Annotated in this window: 16 protein-coding genes; 14 read left to right on the top strand and 2 right to left on the bottom strand. The window is 54.4% G+C overall.

Annotated features, from left to right (window positions below):
- Positions 1-43: 43 nt before the first annotated feature.
- From mrcB to stfH, 12 genes are all read left to right on the top strand, one after another.
- Positions 44-2566 carry a bifunctional glycosyl transferase/transpeptidase gene (gene mrcB / locus NBA72_RS16175; RefSeq protein WP_000918127.1) on the top strand — a complete coding sequence of 841 codons (2523 nt, stop codon included), beginning with the start codon at positions 44-46 and terminating at the stop codon, positions 2564-2566.
- A 292-nt stretch (positions 2567-2858) separates the two neighbouring features.
- Positions 2859-5102, top strand: coding sequence for a ferrichrome porin FhuA (gene fhuA, locus NBA72_RS16170; protein WP_000113212.1), 2244 nt, complete (start codon positions 2859-2861; stop codon positions 5100-5102).
- 48 nt (positions 5103-5150) lie between these two features.
- Positions 5151-5948, top strand: coding sequence for a Fe3+-hydroxamate ABC transporter ATP-binding protein FhuC (gene fhuC / locus NBA72_RS16165; protein WP_001157203.1), 798 nt, complete (start codon positions 5151-5153; stop codon positions 5946-5948).
- Positions 5948-6838: a Fe(3+)-hydroxamate ABC transporter substrate-binding protein FhuD gene (gene fhuD, locus NBA72_RS16160; protein WP_042947556.1), complete on the top strand. Its 891-nt coding sequence runs from the start codon at positions 5948-5950 to the stop codon at positions 6836-6838. Before fhuC ends, fhuD begins: the two co-directional genes overlap by 1 nt.
- Positions 6839-6852: 14 nt before the next feature.
- Positions 6853-8892, top strand: a complete 2040-nt coding sequence (fhuB, locus tag NBA72_RS16155) for a Fe(3+)-hydroxamate ABC transporter permease FhuB (protein WP_137963471.1) — start codon at positions 6853-6855, stop codon at positions 8890-8892.
- 940 nt (positions 8893-9832) lie between these two features.
- Positions 9833-10393 carry a fimbrial major subunit StfA gene (gene stfA, locus NBA72_RS16150; protein WP_001090554.1) on the top strand — a complete coding sequence of 187 codons (561 nt, stop codon included), beginning with the start codon at positions 9833-9835 and terminating at the stop codon, positions 10391-10393.
- 85 nt (positions 10394-10478) lie between these two features.
- Positions 10479-13136 (top strand): fimbrial biogenesis outer membrane usher protein, encoded by a 2658-nt coding sequence (locus NBA72_RS16145; RefSeq protein ID WP_042947554.1) that lies wholly within the window; start codon positions 10479-10481, stop codon positions 13134-13136.
- Between the two features lie 17 nt (positions 13137-13153).
- Complete coding sequence (gene stfD, locus NBA72_RS16140; RefSeq protein WP_023254440.1) at positions 13154-13906, top strand: fimbrial chaperone StfD; 753 nt, start codon at positions 13154-13156, stop codon at positions 13904-13906.
- Between the two features lie 18 nt (positions 13907-13924).
- On the top strand, positions 13925-14437 hold the full coding sequence (locus NBA72_RS16135) for a fimbrial protein (protein ID WP_001250311.1): 513 nt from the start codon (positions 13925-13927) through the stop codon (positions 14435-14437).
- Positions 14434-14910, top strand: coding sequence for a fimbrial minor subunit StfF (stfF, locus tag NBA72_RS16130; protein WP_000725074.1), 477 nt, complete (start codon positions 14434-14436; stop codon positions 14908-14910). The genes NBA72_RS16135 and stfF overlap by 4 nt, the downstream gene beginning before the upstream one ends.
- The gene (locus tag NBA72_RS16125; RefSeq protein WP_001129322.1) at positions 14910-15440 is read left to right on the top strand and encodes a fimbrial protein; all 531 of its coding nucleotides are present in this window, start codon (positions 14910-14912) and stop codon (positions 15438-15440) included. Before stfF ends, NBA72_RS16125 begins: the two co-directional genes overlap by 1 nt.
- Positions 15440-16279: a fimbrial adhesin StfH gene (gene stfH / locus NBA72_RS16120; RefSeq protein ID WP_001537810.1), complete on the top strand. Its 840-nt coding sequence runs from the start codon at positions 15440-15442 to the stop codon at positions 16277-16279. The genes NBA72_RS16125 and stfH overlap by 1 nt, the downstream gene beginning before the upstream one ends.
- A 98-nt stretch (positions 16280-16377) precedes the next feature.
- Here stfH and hemL read toward each other — a convergent pair whose 3' ends face one another.
- Positions 16378-17658 (bottom strand): glutamate-1-semialdehyde 2,1-aminomutase, encoded by a 1281-nt coding sequence (gene hemL, locus NBA72_RS16115; protein WP_001602163.1) that lies wholly within the window; start codon positions 17656-17658, stop codon positions 16378-16380.
- A 169-nt stretch (positions 17659-17827) separates the two neighbouring features.
- Here hemL and clcA point away from each other — a divergent pair, with 169 nt between their 5' ends.
- Entirely contained in the window at positions 17828-19249 is a 1422-nt protein-coding gene (gene clcA, locus NBA72_RS16110) for a H(+)/Cl(-) exchange transporter ClcA (protein WP_000845439.1), read from the top strand.
- 81 nt (positions 19250-19330) lie between these two features.
- Positions 19331-19675, top strand: a complete 345-nt coding sequence (gene erpA, locus NBA72_RS16105; RefSeq protein ID WP_001278668.1) for an iron-sulfur cluster insertion protein ErpA — start codon at positions 19331-19333, stop codon at positions 19673-19675.
- 100 nt (positions 19676-19775) lie between these two features.
- Here erpA and NBA72_RS16100 read toward each other — a convergent pair whose 3' ends face one another.
- Positions 19776-20399: a TRIC cation channel family protein gene (locus NBA72_RS16100; protein ID WP_000964234.1), complete on the bottom strand. Its 624-nt coding sequence runs from the start codon at positions 20397-20399 to the stop codon at positions 19776-19778.

The following is a 20399-nucleotide window of genomic DNA, read 5'->3' as shown; positions in this document are numbered from 1 at the left end:
TACAGAATCGGGCCTTTGCGCCTGTATGTTGCGGAGAAAAAGCATGGCGGGGAATGACCGCGAGCCGATTGGACGTAAGGGGAAACCGTCACGTCCTGTGAAACAAAAGGTGAGCCGTCGTCGGCAGCATGACGACGATTATGATGATGACTATGAGGATGAAGAACCGATGCCGCGTAAAGGTAAGGGCAAAGGGCGTAAGCCTCGTGGCAAGCGCGGCTGGCTGTGGCTATTGCTAAAACTGTTTATCGTTTTTGTGGTGCTGTTCGCCATTTACGGCGTCTATCTGGATCAAAAAATCCGCAGCCGTATTGATGGCAAGGTCTGGCAGCTTCCGGCGGCGGTATATGGCCGGATGGTGAACCTTGAGCCAGACATGCCTGTCAGCAAAAACGAGATGGTGAAATTGCTGGAAGCGACGCAGTATCGTCTGGTGACGAAGATGACCCGTCCCGGCGAATTTACCGTGCAGGCCAATAGCATTGAGATGATCCGTCGTCCGTTTGACTTCCCGGACAGCAAAGAAGGGCAGGTGCGCGCGCGGCTGACGTTCAGTGACGGGCGTCTGGAAACCATCGTCAATCTGGATAACAACCGCCAGTTTGGCTTCTTCCGTCTCGATCCGCGGCTTATCACCATGCTTTCTTCGCCAAATGGCGAGCAGCGTTTATTCGTCCCGCGCAGCGGTTTCCCGGATCTGCTGGTCGATACGCTGTTGGCGACGGAAGACCGTCATTTCTATGAGCATGATGGCATTAGTCTTTACTCTATCGGGCGTGCGGTACTGGCCAACCTGACGGCGGGACGTACGGTGCAGGGGGCCAGTACGCTGACCCAGCAGCTGGTGAAGAACCTGTTCCTCTCCAGCGAAAGATCATACTGGCGTAAAGCGAATGAAGCCTACATGGCGCTGATCATGGATGCCCGTTACAGTAAAGATCGTATTCTTGAGCTGTACATGAACGAGGTCTACCTCGGTCAAAGCGGGGATAATGAAATTCGCGGTTTTCCGCTGGCGAGCCTGTATTACTTTGGCCGTCCGGTAGAGGAACTGAGCCTCGATCAGCAGGCGTTACTGGTGGGGATGGTAAAAGGGGCGTCGATTTATAACCCGTGGCGCAACCCGAAACTGGCGCTGGAGCGTCGTAACCTGGTGTTACGCCTGTTACAGCAGCAGAAAATCATCGATCAGGAACTCTATGACATGCTGAGCGCGCGTCCGCTTGGCGTACAGCCGCGCGGCGGCGTTATTTCACCGCAGCCAGCGTTTATGCAGATGGTTCGTCAGGAACTGCAGGCGAAGCTGGGGGATAAAATTAAAGATCTCTCCGGCGTGAAGATCTTCACCACCTTTGACTCCGTGGCGCAGGATGCCGCAGAAAAAGCCGTTGTCGAAGGCATTCCGGCGTTGAAGAAGCAGCGTAAATTGAGCGATCTGGAAACCGCGATGGTGGTGGTGGATCGCTTTAGCGGCGAGGTGCGCGCGATGGTTGGCGGGGCGGAGCCGCAGTATGCCGGCTATAACCGTGCCATGCAGGCGCGCCGTTCCATCGGGTCGCTGGCGAAACCGGCGACCTATCTGACCGCGTTAAGTCAGCCGAACTTATACCGTCTGAACACCTGGATTGCCGATGCGCCGATTTCTCTGCGCCAGCCGAATGGTCAGGTCTGGTCGCCGCAGAACGACGATCGTCGCTACAGCGAAAGCGGGAAAGTGATGCTGGTGGATGCGTTAACTCGCTCAATGAACGTACCGACGGTCAATCTGGGGATGGCGTTAGGTTTACCGGCGGTAACCGATACCTGGACGAAGCTCGGCGTGCCGAAAGATCAGCTCAATCCGGTTCCGGCGATGCTGTTAGGGGCGCTGAACCTGACGCCGATCGAAGTGGCGCAAGCGTTCCAGACTATCGCCAGCGGCGGAAATCGCGCGCCGTTATCAGCGCTGCGTTCGGTTATTGCGGAAGATGGTAAGGTGCTGTACCAAAGTTATCCGCAAGCTGAACGCGCCGTACCGGCACAGGCGGCTTACCTGACGCTCTGGACAATGCAGCAGGTCGTCCAGCGTGGTACGGGGCGTCAGCTTGGCGCGAAATATCCGGGTCTACATCTGGCGGGTAAAACCGGGACGACAAACAACAATGTCGATACCTGGTTTGCCGGTATCGACGGCAGCCAGGTGACTATCACCTGGGTAGGCCGTGATAACAACCAGCCGACGAAATTGTACGGCGCCAGCGGCGCGATGGCGATTTACCAGCGCTATCTGGCGAACCAGACGCCGACGCCTTTAGTTCTGACGCCGCCGGAAGATGTGGTGGATATGGGCGTTGATTACGACGGTAATTTTGTCTGTAGCGGCGGTATGCGCACTCTGCCGGTCTGGACGGACGATCCAAATACGCTGTGCCAGCAGGGCGAGATGATGCAGCAGCAACAGCAGCCGTCAGGCAATCCGTTCGATCAGTCGTCTCAGCCGCAGCAGCCTGCGCAGCAACAGCCGCCGAAAGAAGAGAAGAGCGACGGCGTTGCCGGCTGGATTAAGGAGATGTTCGGCGGCAATTAATCACGGTAATAGTGCCGGGTGGCGCTGTGCTTACCCGGTCTACACCGTTACGACCCCATTATGTGCGACGTAGGCCGAATAAGACGCTTACGTCGCCATCCGGCAAATCCCCTATAAATAACATTTCAGTCTAATTTATTAACCCTTCCTTTTCATCTGGTTATTTCTTAACCCCTTAGTTTTCGTAGGGCCGCGTATCGCTTGCCATTGCGACGATATTTCGCCTATCATGCTGCGGTTATAATAATAATTATCGTTTACGTTATCATTCACTTTCATCAGAGATATACCAATGGCGCGTCTTAAAACTGCTCAGCCAAACTCCTCACTGCGTAAAATCGCAGTTGTAGTAGCCACAGCGGTTAGCGGCATGTCTGTCTATGCACAGGCGGCGGTTCAACCGAAAGAAGAAACCATTACCGTAACCGCAGCGCCTGCCGCGCAGGAAAGTGCCTGGGGACCGGCGGCAACCATCGCTGCAAGACAATCCGCCACGGCAACCAAAACGGACACGCCGATTCAAAAGGTGCCGCAGTCTATTTCCGTTGTTACCGCCGAAGAGATGGCGTTGCATCAGCCAAAGTCGGTTAAAGAAGCGTTGAGTTATACCCCTGGCGTTGCCGTGGGCACTCGTGGCGCGTCCAATACTTACGACTACCTGATCATTCGCGGTTTCGCCGCTGATGGCCAAAGCCAGAATAATTATCTGAATGGCCTGAAAATGCAGGGCAACTTCTATAATGATGCGGTGATAGACCCTTATATGCTGGAACGCGCGGAAGTGATGCGTGGTCCGGTTTCCGTTCTGTACGGGAAAAGTAGCCCTGGCGGTTTGCTGAATATGGTTAGCAAGCGCCCGACGACGGAGCCGCTGAAAGAAATTCAGTTCAAGATGGGTACTGACAGCCTGTTCCAGACTGGTTTTGACTTCAGCGACGCGCTGGATGAAGAGGGCGTATATTCTTATCGTTTGACCGGTCTGGCGCGTTCCGCCAATGCGCAGCAGGATCGCGCGGAAGAGCAGCGCTATGCGATTGCGCCAGCGTTCACCTGGCGTCCGGATGACAAGACGAACTTTACGTTTCTCTCTTACTTCCAGAATGAACCAGAGACGGGTTACTACGGCTGGCTGCCGAAAGAGGGAACGGTTGAGCCGCTGCCAAACGGTAAACGTCTGCCAACAGATTTCAACGAAGGGGCGAAAAACAATACCTATTCTCGTAATGAGAAGATGGTAGGGTACAGCTTCGATCATGAATTCAACGACACCTTTACCGTGCGCCAGAATTTGCGCTATGCCGAGAATAAAGTCTCGCAAAATAGCGTCTATGGTTACGGCGTTTGTTCCGATCCGGCAAACCGTGACAGCAAGCAGTGCGCGGCATTAGCGCCAGCGGACAAAGGTCATTATCTGGCTCGTAAATATGTTGTTGACGACGAGAAACTGCAAAACTTCTCCGTTGATACTCAGTTGCAAAGTAAATTTGCCACCGGTGAGGTGGATCACACGCTGCTGACCGGCGTCGACTTTATGCGTATGCGTAATGATATCAATGCCTGGTTTGGCTACGACGACTCCGTACCTCTGCTTGACCTCTATAACCCGGTGTACACTGATTTCGACTTTGCTTCGCGAGATCCAGCAACATCCGGCCCGTACCAGATTTTGAATAAGCAAAAGCAAACGGGTCTGTACGTCCAGGACCAGGCACAGTGGGATAAAGTCCTGGTAACATTGGGTGGACGTTATGACTGGGCCGATCAAGAGTCTCTTAATCGCACTACTGGCATCACATCTAAACGTGATGATAAGCAGTTTACCTGGCGTGGTGGTGTTAACTATCTGTTTGATAATGGAATAACGCCTTACTTCAGTTATAGTGAGTCGTTTGAGCCGGCTTCACAGACGGGAGAGAACGGGAAAATATTTGCACCTTCGAAAGGTAAGCAGTATGAAGCGGGGGTTAAATATGTACCGAATGATCGGCCGATAGTCATTACCGGTGCGGTCTATCAGTTGACCAAAACCAACAACCTGATGGCTGATCCGGCGGGGTCTTTCTTCTCGGTTGAAGGCGGTGAAATTCGCGCCCGCGGCGTGGAACTAGAAGCGAAAGCGGCGCTTTCTGCAAGCATCAACGTCGTGGGTTCTTACACCTATACTGACGCCGAATACACGACGGATACGACTTATAAAGGTAATACTCCTGCACAGGTACCAAAGCATATGGCGTCGTTGTGGGGCGATTACACTTTCTTTGATGGTCCATTGTCCGGTTTAACGCTGGGGACTGGCGGGCGTTTCACGGGGTCAAGCTATGGCGATCCGGCAAACTCCTTTAAAGTAGGGAGTTATACGGTTGTCGATGCATTGGTACGTTATGACCTTGCGCGCGTAGGCATGGCAGGCTCCAACGTTGCCCTTCATGTCAATAATCTGTTTGATCGCGAATACGTCGCCAGCTGCTTCCAGACCTACGGCTGTTTCTGGGGCGCAGAACGTCAGGTCGTTGCAACGGCAACCTTCCGTTTCTAATTTCTTTTTGGGCACGGCTGGCCGTGCCCGTTTTACAAGTTGGCTGCGATGCAGGAAAACCACATTCATTCCGATACCACCTTTGCGCTGCGAAGCGTCGCTTTTCGTGTGCCGGGCCGCACGCTTTTACACCCCCTCTCGTTAACGTTTCCCGCAGGTCGAGTCACCGGACTTATTGGCCATAATGGTTCCGGTAAATCCACGCTGTTAAAAATGCTGGGCCGCCATCAGCCGCCTTCCGAAGGGGATATTCTGCTCGACAATCAGCCGCTGGCGAGCTGGAGCAGCAAGGCGTTTGCCCGCAAAGTTGCCTATCTGCCTCAACAATTGCCGCAGGCGGAAGGAATGACGGTGCGCGAACTGGTAGCGATTGGCCGCTATCCGTGGCACGGCGCGCTGGGACGCTTTGGCGTCGCGGACCGGGAAAAAGTAGACGAGGCGATTACGCTGGTCGGCTTAAAACCGCTGGCGCATCGTCTGGTAGACAGTCTTTCCGGCGGCGAGCGCCAGCGCGCGTGGATTGCCATGCTGGTCGCGCAGGACAGCCGTTGTCTGCTGCTGGATGAGCCGACGTCAGCGCTGGATATCGCCCATCAGGTTGACGTGCTGGCGCTGGTGCATCGCTTAAGCCAGCAGCGCGGGCTGACGGTGGTTGCGGTGCTGCACGATATCAACATGGCGGCCCGCTACTGTGATTATTTAGTCGCGCTACGCGGCGGTGAAATGATTGCGCAAGGAACGCCTGCGGAACTGATGCGCAGTGACACGCTGGAGAAGATTTACGGTATCCCGATGGGTATCCTTCCGCATCCGGCGGGCGCGGCACCTGTGAGTTTTGTGTATTAATGCGTGATTTATATCCTCTTACTCGCCGCCGTTTATTAACGGCGATGGCGCTCTCGCCGCTGCTGTGGCAAATGAATACGGCGCAGGCTGCTGCTATCGATCCCCGCCGGATTGTGGCGCTGGAGTGGCTACCGGTTGAGCTGCTGCTGGCGCTCGGTATTACGCCGTATGGCGTGGCGGACGTGCCAAATTATAAGCTGTGGGTTAGCGAACCGCCGTTGCCGGATTCGGTGATTGATGTGGGTCTTCGCACTGAACCCAATCTCGAACTGCTGACGGAGATGAAGCCGTCGTTTATGGTCTGGTCGGCAGGGTACGGACCCTCGCCGGAGAAACTGGCGCGGATCGCGCCGGGGCGCGGGTTCGATTTTAGCGACGGCAAAAAGCCGCTGGCGATAGCCCGACGATCGCTGGTTGAACTGGCGCAGACGCTGAATCTGGAAGCTGCGGCAGAAAAACATCTGGCGCAATACGATCTCTTCATCGCCAGCCAGAAGCCGCATTTTATCCGCCGCGGGGGGCGTCCGTTACTGATGACGACGCTTATCGATCCGCGGCATATGCTGGTGCTCGGCCCGAATTGCCTGTTCCAGGAGGTGCTGGACGAGTATGGCATTGTCAATGCCTGGCAGGGTGAAACCAACTTTTGGGGCAGTACGGCGGTCAGCCTCGATCGGCTGGCGATGTATAAAGAAGCGGATGTGATCTGCTTCGATCACGGGAATAGCACCGATATGAACGCGCTGATGGCAACGCCGCTGTGGCAGGCCATGCCGTTTGTCCGCGCCGGGCGTTTTCATCGGGTGCCCGCCGTTTGGTTCTATGGCGCGACCCTCTCCACGATGCACTTTGTCCGCATCCTGAATAACGTGTTGGGAGGCAAAGCGTGAGCAGAAAACGTGAAATGCCGGATGGCGGCGCGAAAAACGCCTTATCCGACCTACGGTTCGGGCGCTTTGTAGGCCGGATAAGGCGAAGCCGCCATCCGGCGTTGCTGTTATTGGTGCTGTTTGTTGCCGCCTGCTGGCTGACATGGGTTAACTTCTCCGTTGCGCTACCGCGCAGCCAGTGGCAACAGGCTATCTGGTCACCGGATATCGACATCATTGAGCAGATGATTTTTCATTACAGCCTGCTGCCAAGACTGGCGATTTCGCTACTGGTGGGCGCGGGGCTTGGGCTGGTAGGCGTCCTGTTCCAGCAAGTATTGCGTAACCCGCTGGCGGAACCGACCACGTTGGGCGTGGCGACCGGCGCGCAATTGGGGATCACGGTGACTACGCTATGGGCGATTCCCGGCGCGCTGGCCACGCAGTTTGCCGCCCTGACGGGAGCCTGTATCGTCGGCGCGCTGGTGTTCGGCGTGGCGTGGGGCAAACGCCTGTCGCCGGTAACCCTAATCCTCGCCGGGCTGGTGGTTAGCCTCTATTGCGGCGCAATCAACCAGTTACTGGTGATTTTCCACCACGATCAGTTGCAAAGCATGTTTTTATGGAGCACCGGAACGCTGACGCAAACCGACTGGAGCGGCGTGCAGCGTCTGTGGCCGCAGTTGCTGGGCGGTGTGACGCTCACATTATTGTTGCTACGTCCGATGACGCTGATGGGGCTGGATGACGGCGTTGCGCGTAATCTGGGTCTGGCGCTGTCGTTAGCGCGTCTGGCGGCGCTGTCGCTGGCGATTGTGTTGAGCGCGCTGCTGGTCAACGCGGTGGGCATTATCGGTTTTATCGGCCTGTTTGCGCCGCTGCTGGCGAAAATGCTTGGCGCAAGACGTCTGCTGGCGCGCCTGATGCTGGCGCCGCTCATTGGGGCGCTTATTTTATGGCTATCCGATCAGATTATCCTTTGGCTCACCCGCGTATGGATGGAGGTCTCCACCGGGTCAGTGACGGCGTTAATCGGCGCGCCGCTGCTCCTGTGGCTGCTGCCGCGGCTTAAAAGCATGAGCGCGCCGGATATGAACGCCAGCGATCGTGTGGCGGCGGAGCGTCGGCATGTCCTCGCTTTTGCCGTTGCCGGTGGCGCGCTCTTGCTGCTGGCAACATGGGGCGCGCTCTCTTTTGGTCGCGACGCGCACGGCTGGACGTGGGCGAGCGGAACGCTGCTTGAAGAACTGATGCCGTGGCGCTGGCCGCGGATACTGGCGGCGTTAATGGCGGGCGTCATGCTGGCGGTGGCGGGCTGCATTATTCAGCGTCTGACCGGTAATCCAATGGCCAGTCCGGAAGTGCTGGGGATCAGTTCCGGAGCCGCGTTTGGCGTGGTGTTGATGCTGTTTTTGGTGCCGGGGAATGCCTTCGGTTGGCTACTGCCCGCCGGAAGCCTGGGCGCGGCGGCGACACTGTTGATTATTATGATAGCCGCCGGGCGCGGCGGTTTCTCGCCGCAACGGATGTTGCTGGCGGGGATGGCGCTCAGCACCGCGTTTACCATGCTGCTAATGATGCTCCAGGCGAGCGGCGACCCGCGGATGGCGGAAGTGTTGACCTGGATCGCAGGATCTACCTATAACGCCACTGGCGGGCAGGTTACGCGAACCGCGATCGTGATGGTGATTTTGCTGGCAATTGTGCCGTTGTGTCGCCGCTGGTTAACGATTTTGCCTCTGGGCGGCGATGCCGCGCGCGCGGTGGGCATGGCGCTTACACCATCGCGTATCGCGCTGCTGGCGCTGGCGGCTTGTTTGACGGCAACTGCGACGATGACCATTGGGCCGCTGAGTTTCGTTGGACTGATGGCGCCGCATATTGCGCGGATGCTCGGTTTTCGCCGGACGATGCCGCATATGGTCATCTCGGCGCTGGCAGGGGGCGTTTTACTGGTCTTTGCCGACTGGTGCGGCAGGATGGCGCTATTTCCGTATCAGATCCCGGCGGGACTGCTTTCAAGCTTTATTGGCGCGCCGTACTTTATCTATTTGCTACGTAAACAGAGTCGGTAAAAAAAGCTGTGCCACATTTATGTCGGGTGGCAGCCATGCTCAACCCGACCTACAAATTACACAATATCAATATGTTGTGGCAATATTTTGTAGACCTAAAAATAGCTGAACGCTATCAGCGTGCGAAAGCTGTCCTGTCACGTTTTATCGAGGGAACTCTGCTTTTATTTTCAGCAAGAAGCAGGTGTTATTTCTGTATCGATAAGTCATGTGCTATTTCAGTGGCGTGCCGCTGTCTCCTGAACAGGGTGACTAATTTCAACATATCCAGGCCCGAAACGTTGATGATAAATTGCGGCATGATCTATCCAATAATAAGAATTACCGGTTTCGGTATTAAGCATTTTTAAATATTAAGAAGTAGATGCCGCATCTTTAATGCATCCCGTAAATCAATTTTAATTTAATAATAAGTTTTCATTATAAAACTTCGATAATAAAATATTGTTTTTTCATCGAAGTAATAAAAAACGACTCTATTAAAATAAATTAATTGCCACGAGTAAACAAAAAAAATGTAACTTAGCATTTTTTGATTTTTTTAATGGAATTTATACCAAAAATAAATCTTATGCGTCATTGCTATACATTCAGTACTGTAATTCTGATCTTTTTTTATTCATTTTGACATGTTTATTGTTTTTTTGGCTCTCCCGTCTTGCTTGCTTTGTTTGTTTTTTGAACGGTAAAAAATATTTATTATTTAATGCTGATGATCCTTTAAATAAAAAACGCTTGTCTTTGGGTTTTTAATGGAAAATACTTTGCCGCGCCTAAGGGATGTTATTTATTAACGTGTTGTTTGCTTCTTTTGAATGTTGCATCGGGAATTTCATAACTCGTCATATAATATATATCTACCCATATAAACATGGGGTGTTGAGTATAGCTCCGTGTGAATAGCGTAAAAATACTCACCAACTTTTAATAAGGATGAAAAATGAATACAGCAGTAAAAGCTGCGGTTGCTGCCGCACTGGTTATGGGTGTTTCCAGCTTTGCCAATGCTGCAGGCAGTAATACTGGTACGGTGACTTTTACCGGTACTATTGAAGATTCACCGTGTTCAATCGTGGTTGGCGACGAACACCAGACCGTTAACCTGGGCCATATCGGTACCGGTTCTCTGATGGGCGGTAAAGAATCTTCAAAAGTCGATTTCCATATCGGTCTGGAAAACTGCGCATTCACCACTGAGAAAGAAGCGTCTACCGTTTTCTCTGCCATCGGTAACGAATCCAGCGCTAATCCGGGCAGCGTTGCGCTGATGCGCATCGGCGGCGGCGAAATGGCGGGTTCCAGCATTGTCATCGGCAACCACCTGGGTTCCGCGATCAAATTGGGCGACGCTTACAGCGAAAACCTGACGATGAACGGCAGCGTTGCGGCGGCGAAACAGACTCTTAACTTCAAAGCCTGGGTGAAAGGCGATTCCGCTGCCACCACTATCGATACCGGCGAATTCAGCAGCACCGTAAACTTCACGATCAGCTATCTGTAAGTGAAATATCATCCTGCGGCAGTCTGCCGCAGGATAATGCTCAAAGTAAAAAAATAGATTATATATTTCAGGGATAGATTGTCTGATGGCTCACTATAAAAAATTTCGTCTGAGCACGCTTGCGGCCGTGGTGGGTATTGTTCTGGCTGTCGGTCCGAAAAATAGCTACGCGGAAGCGCCCATTCAATTTAATACCCGATTTCTTGATGTTAAAGATGATGCCAGCCTGGATCTCTCCCGTTTTTCCCGTAAAGGCTACATTATGCCGGGGAGCTATCATCTCCAGGTGCTGGTCAATCAGAGTCAAATTGCCCAGGACAATATTATTACGTATTCCGTTGATAATAACGATCCTGATAACACCTATCCCTGTTTATCGCCTGAACTGGTATCGCTGCTGGGGTTAAAACCTGAAATAGCAGATAAAATGATCTGGATAAATGCCGGTCAGTGTCTGCAACCAGAACAACTGGAAGGGATGGAAACCCAAACGGATTTAAGCCAGTCAACGCTGACGGTGATTATTCCGCAGGCCTATCTGGAATACAGCGATGAAGAGTGGGATCCACCTTCCCGCTGGGATGAAGGGATTCCCGGCGTGTTATTTGACTACAACGTTAACAGCCAGTGGCGACATGCTGAACATGATGACGGCGATGAATATGACATCAGCGGCAACGGCACGGTGGGCGCCAACCTCGGCGCGTGGCGTTTGCGCGCGGACTGGCAGGCTAACTATCGTCACGAAAATGACAGCGAAGATAAAGACAACTTTGGCTCCAGTTCCGAACAGAACTGGGACTGGAACCGCTATTACGCCTGGCGGGCGATCCCGCAGCTCCGGGCACAGCTAACGCTGGGCGAAGGATCGCTGGAATCCGATATTTTCGACGGCTTTAACTATGTTGGCGGCAGCCTTATTACCGACGATCAGATGTTACCGCCTAATCTGCGCGGCTACGCCCCGGATATATCAGGCGTGGCGCGCACCAACGCCAAAGTTACCGTGACCCAGCGCGGGCGGGTGATTTATGAGTCGCAGGTCCCGGCTGGGCCGTTTCGCATTCAGGATATTAATGAAACGGTATCCGGCGATCTACACGTCAAAATTGAAGAACAAAGCGGTCAGGTGCAGGAATATGACGTCAGCACCGCCTCCATTCCGTTTCTGACCCGTCCCGGCCAGGTGCGCTACAAGTTGGCAGCCGGGCGACCGCAGGACTGGGATCACAATATGGAAGGCGGCTTTTTCACCTCAGCCGAAGCCTCCTGGGGGATCGCTAACGGCTGGTCGCTGTACGGCGGCGCCATCGGCGAGCAGGATTATCAGGCGCTGGCGTTAGGACTGGGGCGCGATCTGGCGCTGCTGGGCGCGTTTTCCGTCGATGTCACCCATTCCCGTGCGACGCTGCCAGAGGGGAGCGCCTACGGCGACGGCACCATTCAGGGTAACTCGTTCCGTGCCAGCTACGCTAAAGATTTTGATGATATAGACAGCCGTCTGACGTTTGCTGGTTATCGCTTTTCCGAAGAAAACTACATGACGATGGACGAGTTTATCGATACGCATAATGACGATAACGATCGTCAGCGCACCGGCCACGATAAAGAGATGTATACCCTGACGTACAGCCAGAACTTTTCGGCAATAAACGTCAACGCTTATATCAACTACACCCATCGCACCTACTGGAATCAACCCAACCAGGACAGCTATAACCTGACGCTGTCGCACTATTTCGATGTCGGCGAGGTGCGCGGGATCAGTCTGTCGGTGAACGGTTTTCGCAACGAATATGACAATGAGCGTGATGACGGCGTGTACGTCTCGCTCAGTATTCCGTGGGGCAACAACCGCACGCTGAGCTACAACGGCTCCTTTAGCGATGACAACAACAGCAATCAGGTCGGCTATTACGAGCGCATTGACGATCGCAATAACTACCAGATCAACGCTGGCCGCGCGGATAACGGCGCGACTCTCGACGGCTATTACCGTCATCAAGCGAGCTATGCCGACATTGACGTCAGTGCGAACTATCAGGAAGGCGACTATACCTCCGGCGGGCTGAACATCCAGGGCGGCGCGACGCTGACTGCTAAAGGCGGGGCGCTGCACCGTACCAGCGTCAACGGCGGCTCGCGGCTGATGGTGGATGTCGGCGATGAAGCGAACGTACCCATCTCCGGCTACAGCACACCGGTATATACCAACGCGTTTGGTAAAGCCGTCATTGTCGACGTCAACGACTACTACCGCAACCAGGTGAAAATCGACATTACCCAGTTGCCGGAAGACGCGGAAGCAACCCTCTCCATCGCTCAGGCGACCCTGACGGAAGGGGCGATCGGTTATCGCCGCCTGGAGGTGCTCAGCGGTAAAAAAGCCATGGCCAGTATCCGCTTGCGCGATGGCGGCACGCCGCCCTTCGGCGCGGAGGTTTACAACAGTCGCCAGCAACAGTTAGGGATCGTAGGTGAAGACGGCAGCGTTTATCTGATCGGCATTAACCCCGGCGAGCGGTTGCAGGTGACATGGGAAGGTAAAACGCAGTGTGAAGCGGCGTTGCCCGATCCGTTGCCGGGCGATCTGTTTAGCGGCCTGCTGCTGCCGTGCATCGGCGACGCTTCATCACCTGAGGCAACGCAGCCCGAAGATAAACCATTACTCCAGCTTCATACGCAGCGGCTGACGTCTTCAACGCAACCCGAAGCGCTCTCTTCTCGTTATCCAACACATTGATTCAGGAAATCGCATTCATGATGCCATTAAAACGTTATAACCTGGCCGCTGTTTTGCTGCTTTTGCTGGGCGGCTACGGTAGCGCTCAGGCCGCCATCGCGCCCGATCGCACCCGCCTGGTGTTTCGCGGCGAAGATAAATCGATAAGCGTCGATCTGAAAAACGCCAACAGCAAACTGCCCTATCTGGCGCAGTCCTGGGTGGAAGATGAGAAGGGCGTCAAAATCACCTCACCTTTAATCGTCGTCCCACCGGTCCAGCGCATTGAGCCGTCGGCAATCGGACAGGTCAAAATTCAGGGGATGCCGGCGCTGGCGTCGCTCCCCAAGGATCGGGAAACCCTTTTTTATTACAACGTGCGCGAAATTCCGCCGCAAAGCGACAAGCCCAATACGCTGCAAATCGCCCTGCAAACGCGCATCAAAGTTTTTTACCGCCCGCAGGCGCTATCGAAAATCGATATGCAGCATCCATGGCAATACAAGATCACTCTTCAGCGTCAGGGCAATGGCTATCAGGTGAGCAATCCGACCGGTTACTACGTGGTGTTAAGCAACGCCAGCAGCCGCATGGACGGCACTCCGGCCAGAGGCTTTAGCCCATTAGTGATTGCACCAAAAAGCAACGTGACGCTGGGAGGGGACGCCAGTGAATTAGGTCGCTCGCCTGTGCTGACTTACGTCAACGATTATGGCGCGCGGTTACCGCTGATTTTTAACTGTACTGACAACAGTTGTGCGGTAGATGAAGCAAAAAGCAGAAAGTCGTAACCGACAAGGAGACGCAAGATGAGGCAATGGCGGTTACGGCTGGGCACGGTAACGTGTGCGGCCATGCTGAGTGCGGTCAGTATGCCGCTGGCAGCAGGAAGTAAGACGGTCAACATGACGCTGACGATAGTCGTTAATGCCGCGCCGCCCTGTACTGTGACCGGCGGTGAGGTGGAATTTGGCAATGTGTTGACGACGAAAGTGGACGGGGTGAATTACCGGCAGGCGGTGGGCTATCGCCTGAGCTGCAACGGCAGAGTGAGCGATTACCTGAAGTTACAGATTCAGGGGAATGCGGTGACTATCAATGGCGAGTCGGTATTGCAAACCGATATCGATGGATTGGGTATCCGACTGCAAACCGCCACGGATGGCGCGCTGATTTCACCCGGCAATACGCAATGGTTGTCATTTCAATACAGCGGCGGCAGCGGTCCGGCCATTGAGGCAATTCCCGTCAAAAATAATGGCGTAACGTTAACAGGTGGCGCGTTTAACGCAGGCGCCACGTTGGTGGTGGATTACCAATGAAAAAAATAGTTTTGACGATGTTAATGGGGGGCAGCCTTGCCGCACAGGCAGCCGATAATCTTAAGTTCCACGGAACATTAATTTCACCGCCGAATTGTACGATTAACAATGATCAGACGATCGACGTTGAGTTCGGTAACCTGCTGATTAATAAAATAGATGGTACGCGTTATGCGCAGAATGTTCCGTATGAAATCACCTGTGATTCAACGGTGCGCGATGAGACGATGGCGATGACCCTGACGCTAAGCGGTTCCGTGAGTGATTTTAATCCGGCGGCGGTAAACACCAGCGTGGCGGGGCTGGGGATTGAACTCAGGCAGAACGACCAACCCTTTACGTTGGGGTCCACCATTACGGTGAATGAACAGTCGATACCTGTTCTGAAAGCCATACCGGTTAAAAAGAGCGGTGCTTCGCTGAAAGAAGGCGGCTTCGATGCGACGGCAACATTACAGGTGGATTATCAGTAATGGCTAAAAGACAGGCGTTATTACACGGCGCGGCCTGCATCCTCTGTGGGGCGCTGATATTGCCGGTCTCAGCGGCAGATAACCTGCATTTTTCCGGTAGCCTGGTGGCCAGTCCTTGCACGCTCACGATGCAGGGGACGGGGATTGCCGAAGTCAATTTTTCGTCGCTTGACAGTTCTGATTTCACTCCCGACGGCCAGTCTGCTCGTAAGCCTTTAGTGTTTGAGCTCACGGATTGCGATTCGGCGCTGAGTAACGGGGTGCAGGTGACTTTCACTGGAACCGAAGCGACCGGAATGCGCGGTATCCTGGCCCTCGATAGCCACTCAGGCGCTTCCGGGATCGGGATTGGTATTGAAACGCTATCCGGCGTTCCCGTGGGCATGAACGATGAAGAGGGTGCGATATTCACGCTGGTGACGGGGAATAACGCGCTAAGCCTGAATGCCTGGGTACAACGCCTTCCTGGCGAAGATCTGGTTCCGGGAACGTTCTTCGCAAGCGCCCTGGTTACATTTGAGTATTTATGATGAGAAACATACAGATTTTATTTTTACTGTTGGCGGTCGTTTGTTGCCGTTCAATAGCGGCGGGACCCATGCTGAAAGCGACATTTTCAAGCACCACGATGTATTATGGTATTGGCCCTAATAGCGACAAATCTATTGTGGCGGAGGTGACGATAGCGACTCCGGAGGGAGTGTACTATGGCTCCTGGAACCTTTCGGGACATCGTAAAGGAGAAACGCTAACCGCAGACTCCTGGTCTGGGCCAGAACCTGCGCCGAAGGTTGTATTGAAGGATTTTGATAACACTGTTTCGCGATCTGCGTGCAAGAATCTTCCCTCGAACTGGAGGGGGTGTGGCTCTTTTACCCTGGAGATTACAGTACAAAGCGATGATTATGGTTGTCCCTGGCTGGCGTCGAGCCATATCGTTGCTACCGCTTTTATCACTAACGAAACGTATTCCCCGCCGGATACGCGCAGCTCAGTTTGCCCGAAAGTTCCCGTTGATACTTTTGATATCTCCTGGGATGCGAACGTTTCGAAACAGAAAACAACCCTCATGCTTGATGCCACCGGTGGCACGGTGAATCGCACGTTACATACCTATTTGATGGAGGGCGGAAAACTTTGCGATGGCAGCAAATTTGACGACCGTGGCGCTTATTGCCGTTTTGTCTCATCGGGTATTACGCTCAATGTGCTGGGCTGCGACCAGTCGAGCGTCACGACCAGCGCCGTTGATCATCCGATAACCGATGTTGAACTTCATGACATTAATGTGGCGGTGAACACCAGCAACATTGGCTCCGGGCAGTTCACGTCGACCTGTAGCTTCCAGTATATTATTGATGAGCTTTAGGGTGTCTGGTGCGGTTCAGGCTAACCTGCGATGAACCAATAAAAAGCCGGGTGGCGGCTTCGCCTTACCCAGCCTACGTTGTTTCTGGACGTTCTCTTTTACAATTTCGCAAACACCCGACGCGCGGCGTCAATAGTATTATTAATGTCGTCCATGCTGTGTGCGACCGACATAAAGCCCGCCTCAAACGCCGATGGCGCCAGATACACGCCTTCCTCCAGCATCAGGTGGAAGAAACGCTTAAAGCGTTCCACGTCGCACGCCATCACGTCCTGATAGCAGGTTACGCTCTCAGCGTCGGTGAAGAAAATCCCGAACATGCCGCCGACATGGTTAACGACCAGTGGGATCCCCGCCTCCTGCGCCGCTTCGCACAGCCCTTCCGCCAGGCGGGTGGTGAGCTCATCCAGCGTTTCATGAATGCCGGGCTGGGCGACTTCATTCAGGCAGGCGAAACCGGCCGCCATCGCAATCGGGTTGCCGGAAAGGGTGCCAGCCTGGTAAACCGGGCCCGTCGGCGCCAGCGCATCCATTACATCGCGACGACCGCCAAACGCGCCTACCGGCATCCCGCCGCCGATGATTTTACCCAGACAGGTCAGGTCCGGCACGACGCCGTAGTAATCCTGGGCTCCGGCCAGCGCTACGCGAAAACCGGTCATCACTTCGTCGATAATCAGCAGCGCGCCGAACTCATCGCACAAGGCGCGCAGGCCCGGCAGGAATTCCGGCAGCGGCGGGACGCAGTTCATATTGCCCGCCACGGGTTCGACGATGATACAGGCGATTTCCTGCGGATATTGTTCAAACGCCGCGCGCACTGATGCCAGATCGTTATAAGTGCAGGTCAGCGTATGTTTCGCGAAATCTGCCGGCACGCCCGGCGAGTTCGGCTGACCAAGCGTCAGCGCGCCAGAACCGGCTTTGACCAGCAGGCAGTCTGCGTGGCCGTGGTAGCAGCCTTCGAATTTGATAATCTTATCGCGGCCAGTAAAACCACGCGCCAGGCGAATCGCGCTCATCGTTGCTTCGGTACCGGAGTTCACCATGCGCACCATGTCCATGGTCGGCACCAGGTTGGTGACCAGTTCCGCCATTTTCACTTCCATTTCGGTTGGCGCGCCGAAGCTTAAACCGCGCTCCGCAGCTTCGATCACCGCATTGCGGATAGCCGGATGGTTATGCCCCAGTACCATTGGCCCCCAGGAACCGACATAGTCGATATACGCTTTGCCATCGACATCATAAAGATACGCGCCGTCCGCTTTTTCGATAAACAGCGGGGTGCCGCCCACGCCAGTGAAGGCGCGAACAGGGGAGTTCACGCCGCCGGGGATCAGCTCGCGGGCCGCGCTATAGAGATTTTCAGACTTACTCATGGAAAGATTCCTGGTTCGTAGAAAAAGTGAATACCCGCTATTCTAAGTTATTCAGAGAAGGTTATGAAAGTTTTACGCATTTGAAACAATACGATTTGCAGGGGATTTTCGCGGCGTTGGCGAGTAGAATGCCGACTTTAGATTTGTATTACCAATTAATGATCTTCTGATGAAAACAGACACTTCCACCTTTTTAGCTCAGCAAATTGTGCGTTTACGGCGCAGAGATCAGATTCGCCGGTTAATGCAGCGGGATAAAACGCCGCTGGCCATCCTGTTAATGGCGGCCGTTGTCGGCACGCTTACCGGACTGGTTGGCGTCGCCTTTGAAAAGGCCGTTTCCTGGGTACAAAACATGCGCATTGGCGCGCTGGTTCAGGTCGCGGACCATGCGTTTTTGCTTTGGCCGCTGGCCTTTATCCTTTCGGCGTTACTGGCGATGGTCGGCTACTTTTTGGTGCGAAAATTTGCGCCGGAAGCCGGCGGCTCGGGCATCCCGGAAATTGAAGGCGCGCTGGAGGAGCTACGTCCGGTGCGCTGGTGGCGCGTGTTGCCGGTGAAGTTTATCGGCGGGATGGGAACGTTGGGCGCAGGAATGGTATTAGGGCGCGAAGGGCCAACGGTGCAAATCGGGGGCAACCTGGGGCGCATGGTGCTGGATGTTTTTCGTATGCGCAGCGCCGAAGCGCGGCATACGTTGCTGGCGACCGGCGCGGCGGCGGGGCTCTCTGCGGCGTTTAACGCGCCGCTGGCGGGTATCCTGTTTATTATTGAAGAGATGCGTCCGCAGTTTCGCTACAACCTGATTTCGATTAAAGCGGTGTTTACCGGCGTCATCATGTCGAGCATTGTGTTCCGCATATTTAACGGCGAAGCGCCGATTATTGAAGTCGGCAAACTGTCTGATGCGCCGGTTAACACACTGTGGTTATACCTTATCCTCGGCATTATTTTTGGCTGCGTCGGGCCGGTATTTAATTCGCTGGTGCTGCGTACCCAGGATATGTTTCAGCGCTTTCATGGCGGCGAAATTAAAAAATGGGTGCTAATGGGCGGTGCGATCGGCGGCCTGTGCGGTATTCTGGGGTTGATTGAGCCGGAAGCGGCAGGCGGCGGATTTAACCTTATTCCTATCGCCGCGGCAGGTAATTTTAGCGTCGGGCTACTGCTGTTCATCTTTATTACCCGGGTGGTCACAACGCTGCTTTGCTTTTCTTCCGGCGCGCCGGGGGGCATTTTCGCCCCGATGCTGGCGCTGGGAACGCTGCTTGGTACGGCCTTCGGTATGGCGGCGGCAGTGCTTTTCCCGCAGTATCACCTGGAGGCCGGTACCTTTGCGATTGCCGGGATGGGGGCGCTGATGGCGGCGTCGGTGCGCGCCCCGCTGACGGGGATTGTGCTGGTACTGGAGATGACTGATAACTACCAGCTCATTTTGCCAATGATTATCACCTGTCTTGGCGCGACACTATTAGCGCAGTTTTTGGGCGGGAAACCGTTATACTCAACCATCCTGGCGCGCACTCTGGCGAAGCAGGATGCGGAACAGGCGGCGAAAAACCAGAATGCGCCTGCGGGCGAGAATACTTGAACGAATTACCAGGGTATTAGATAATGACTGCCAATATTGGGTGAAAATTTATCCAATTACCGATGTCGTTTGGAGCAAAATATGAGTGATGACGTAGCGCTGCCGCTGCAGTTTACCGACGCAGCAGCGAATAAAGTAAAAAGTCTTATCGCTGACGAAGATAACCCGAATCTGAAATTGCGCGTGTATATCACCGGCGGTGGTTGCAGCGGCTTCCAGTATGGTTTTACCTTTGACGATCAGGTTAACGAAGGGGATATGACCATCGAAAAACAGGGCGTTGGCCTGGTGGTTGACCCGATGAGTTTGCAGTATCTGGTGGGTGGTTCGGTCGATTATACCGAAGGCCTGGAAGGTTCCCGCTTCATTGTAACCAACCCGAATGCGAAAAGTACCTGCGGGTGTGGCTCTTCCTTCAGCATTTGATTGCTGTTCGTTGTGCCGGATGGCGACGCGAGCGTCTTATCCGGCCTACAACATCTTTCCTGTAGGCCCGATAAGCGTAGCGCCATCGGGCAAAACAATATCAACGTCCGTTTTCATCCAGTGCAAACGTCGGCAATTTCAAATGCCAGCGAATGGCCGCCAGCCGAATGAACAGCGTGACGACCATACCCATCATGCTGGCGCTTTCCAGCGGTACTGAAAACGTATAAAACGCGGTGGCGTGAACAATCCCGCCGATAATACAGGCCGTGGCATAGATTTCGGTGCGTAGGATCATGGGAATCTCGCGTGCCAGAACATCGCGAATAATCCCGCCGCCGACGCCGGTAATCACGCCCATACAGACTGCCACTAATGGCCCCGTTTCAGCGAGGAAGGCTTTATTCACCCCAATGCCGACAAACACCGCCAGCCCGACCGCATCCAGTACCGGCAACATCCATTTCGGCAGACGTCTTGGCTGGCGAACCAGCAGGATGGTCAGCATACTGGTGACCATGGCGACGACCAAATCGGTAGGATCTTTAACCCAGAATACCGGGCCGTTATCCAGCGCCATATCGCGGATTGTCCCGCCGCCGACGGCAGTAACGACGCCGAGCACCAGGACGCCGAACGGGTCCATACGTAATTTCCCGGCCAGCAACACGCCAGAGATAGCAAATACAGCCGTGCCTACAATATCCAGCCAATAGACGAGCAT

Source organism: Salmonella sp. NW1250, assembly GCF_051812965.1.
In the GTDB taxonomy this organism is placed as follows: Bacteria; Pseudomonadota; Gammaproteobacteria; order Enterobacterales; family Enterobacteriaceae; genus Salmonella; species Salmonella enterica.
Note: the sequence above shows the minus strand (reverse complement) of the source record. Positions and strands in the feature narration are given on the sequence as shown.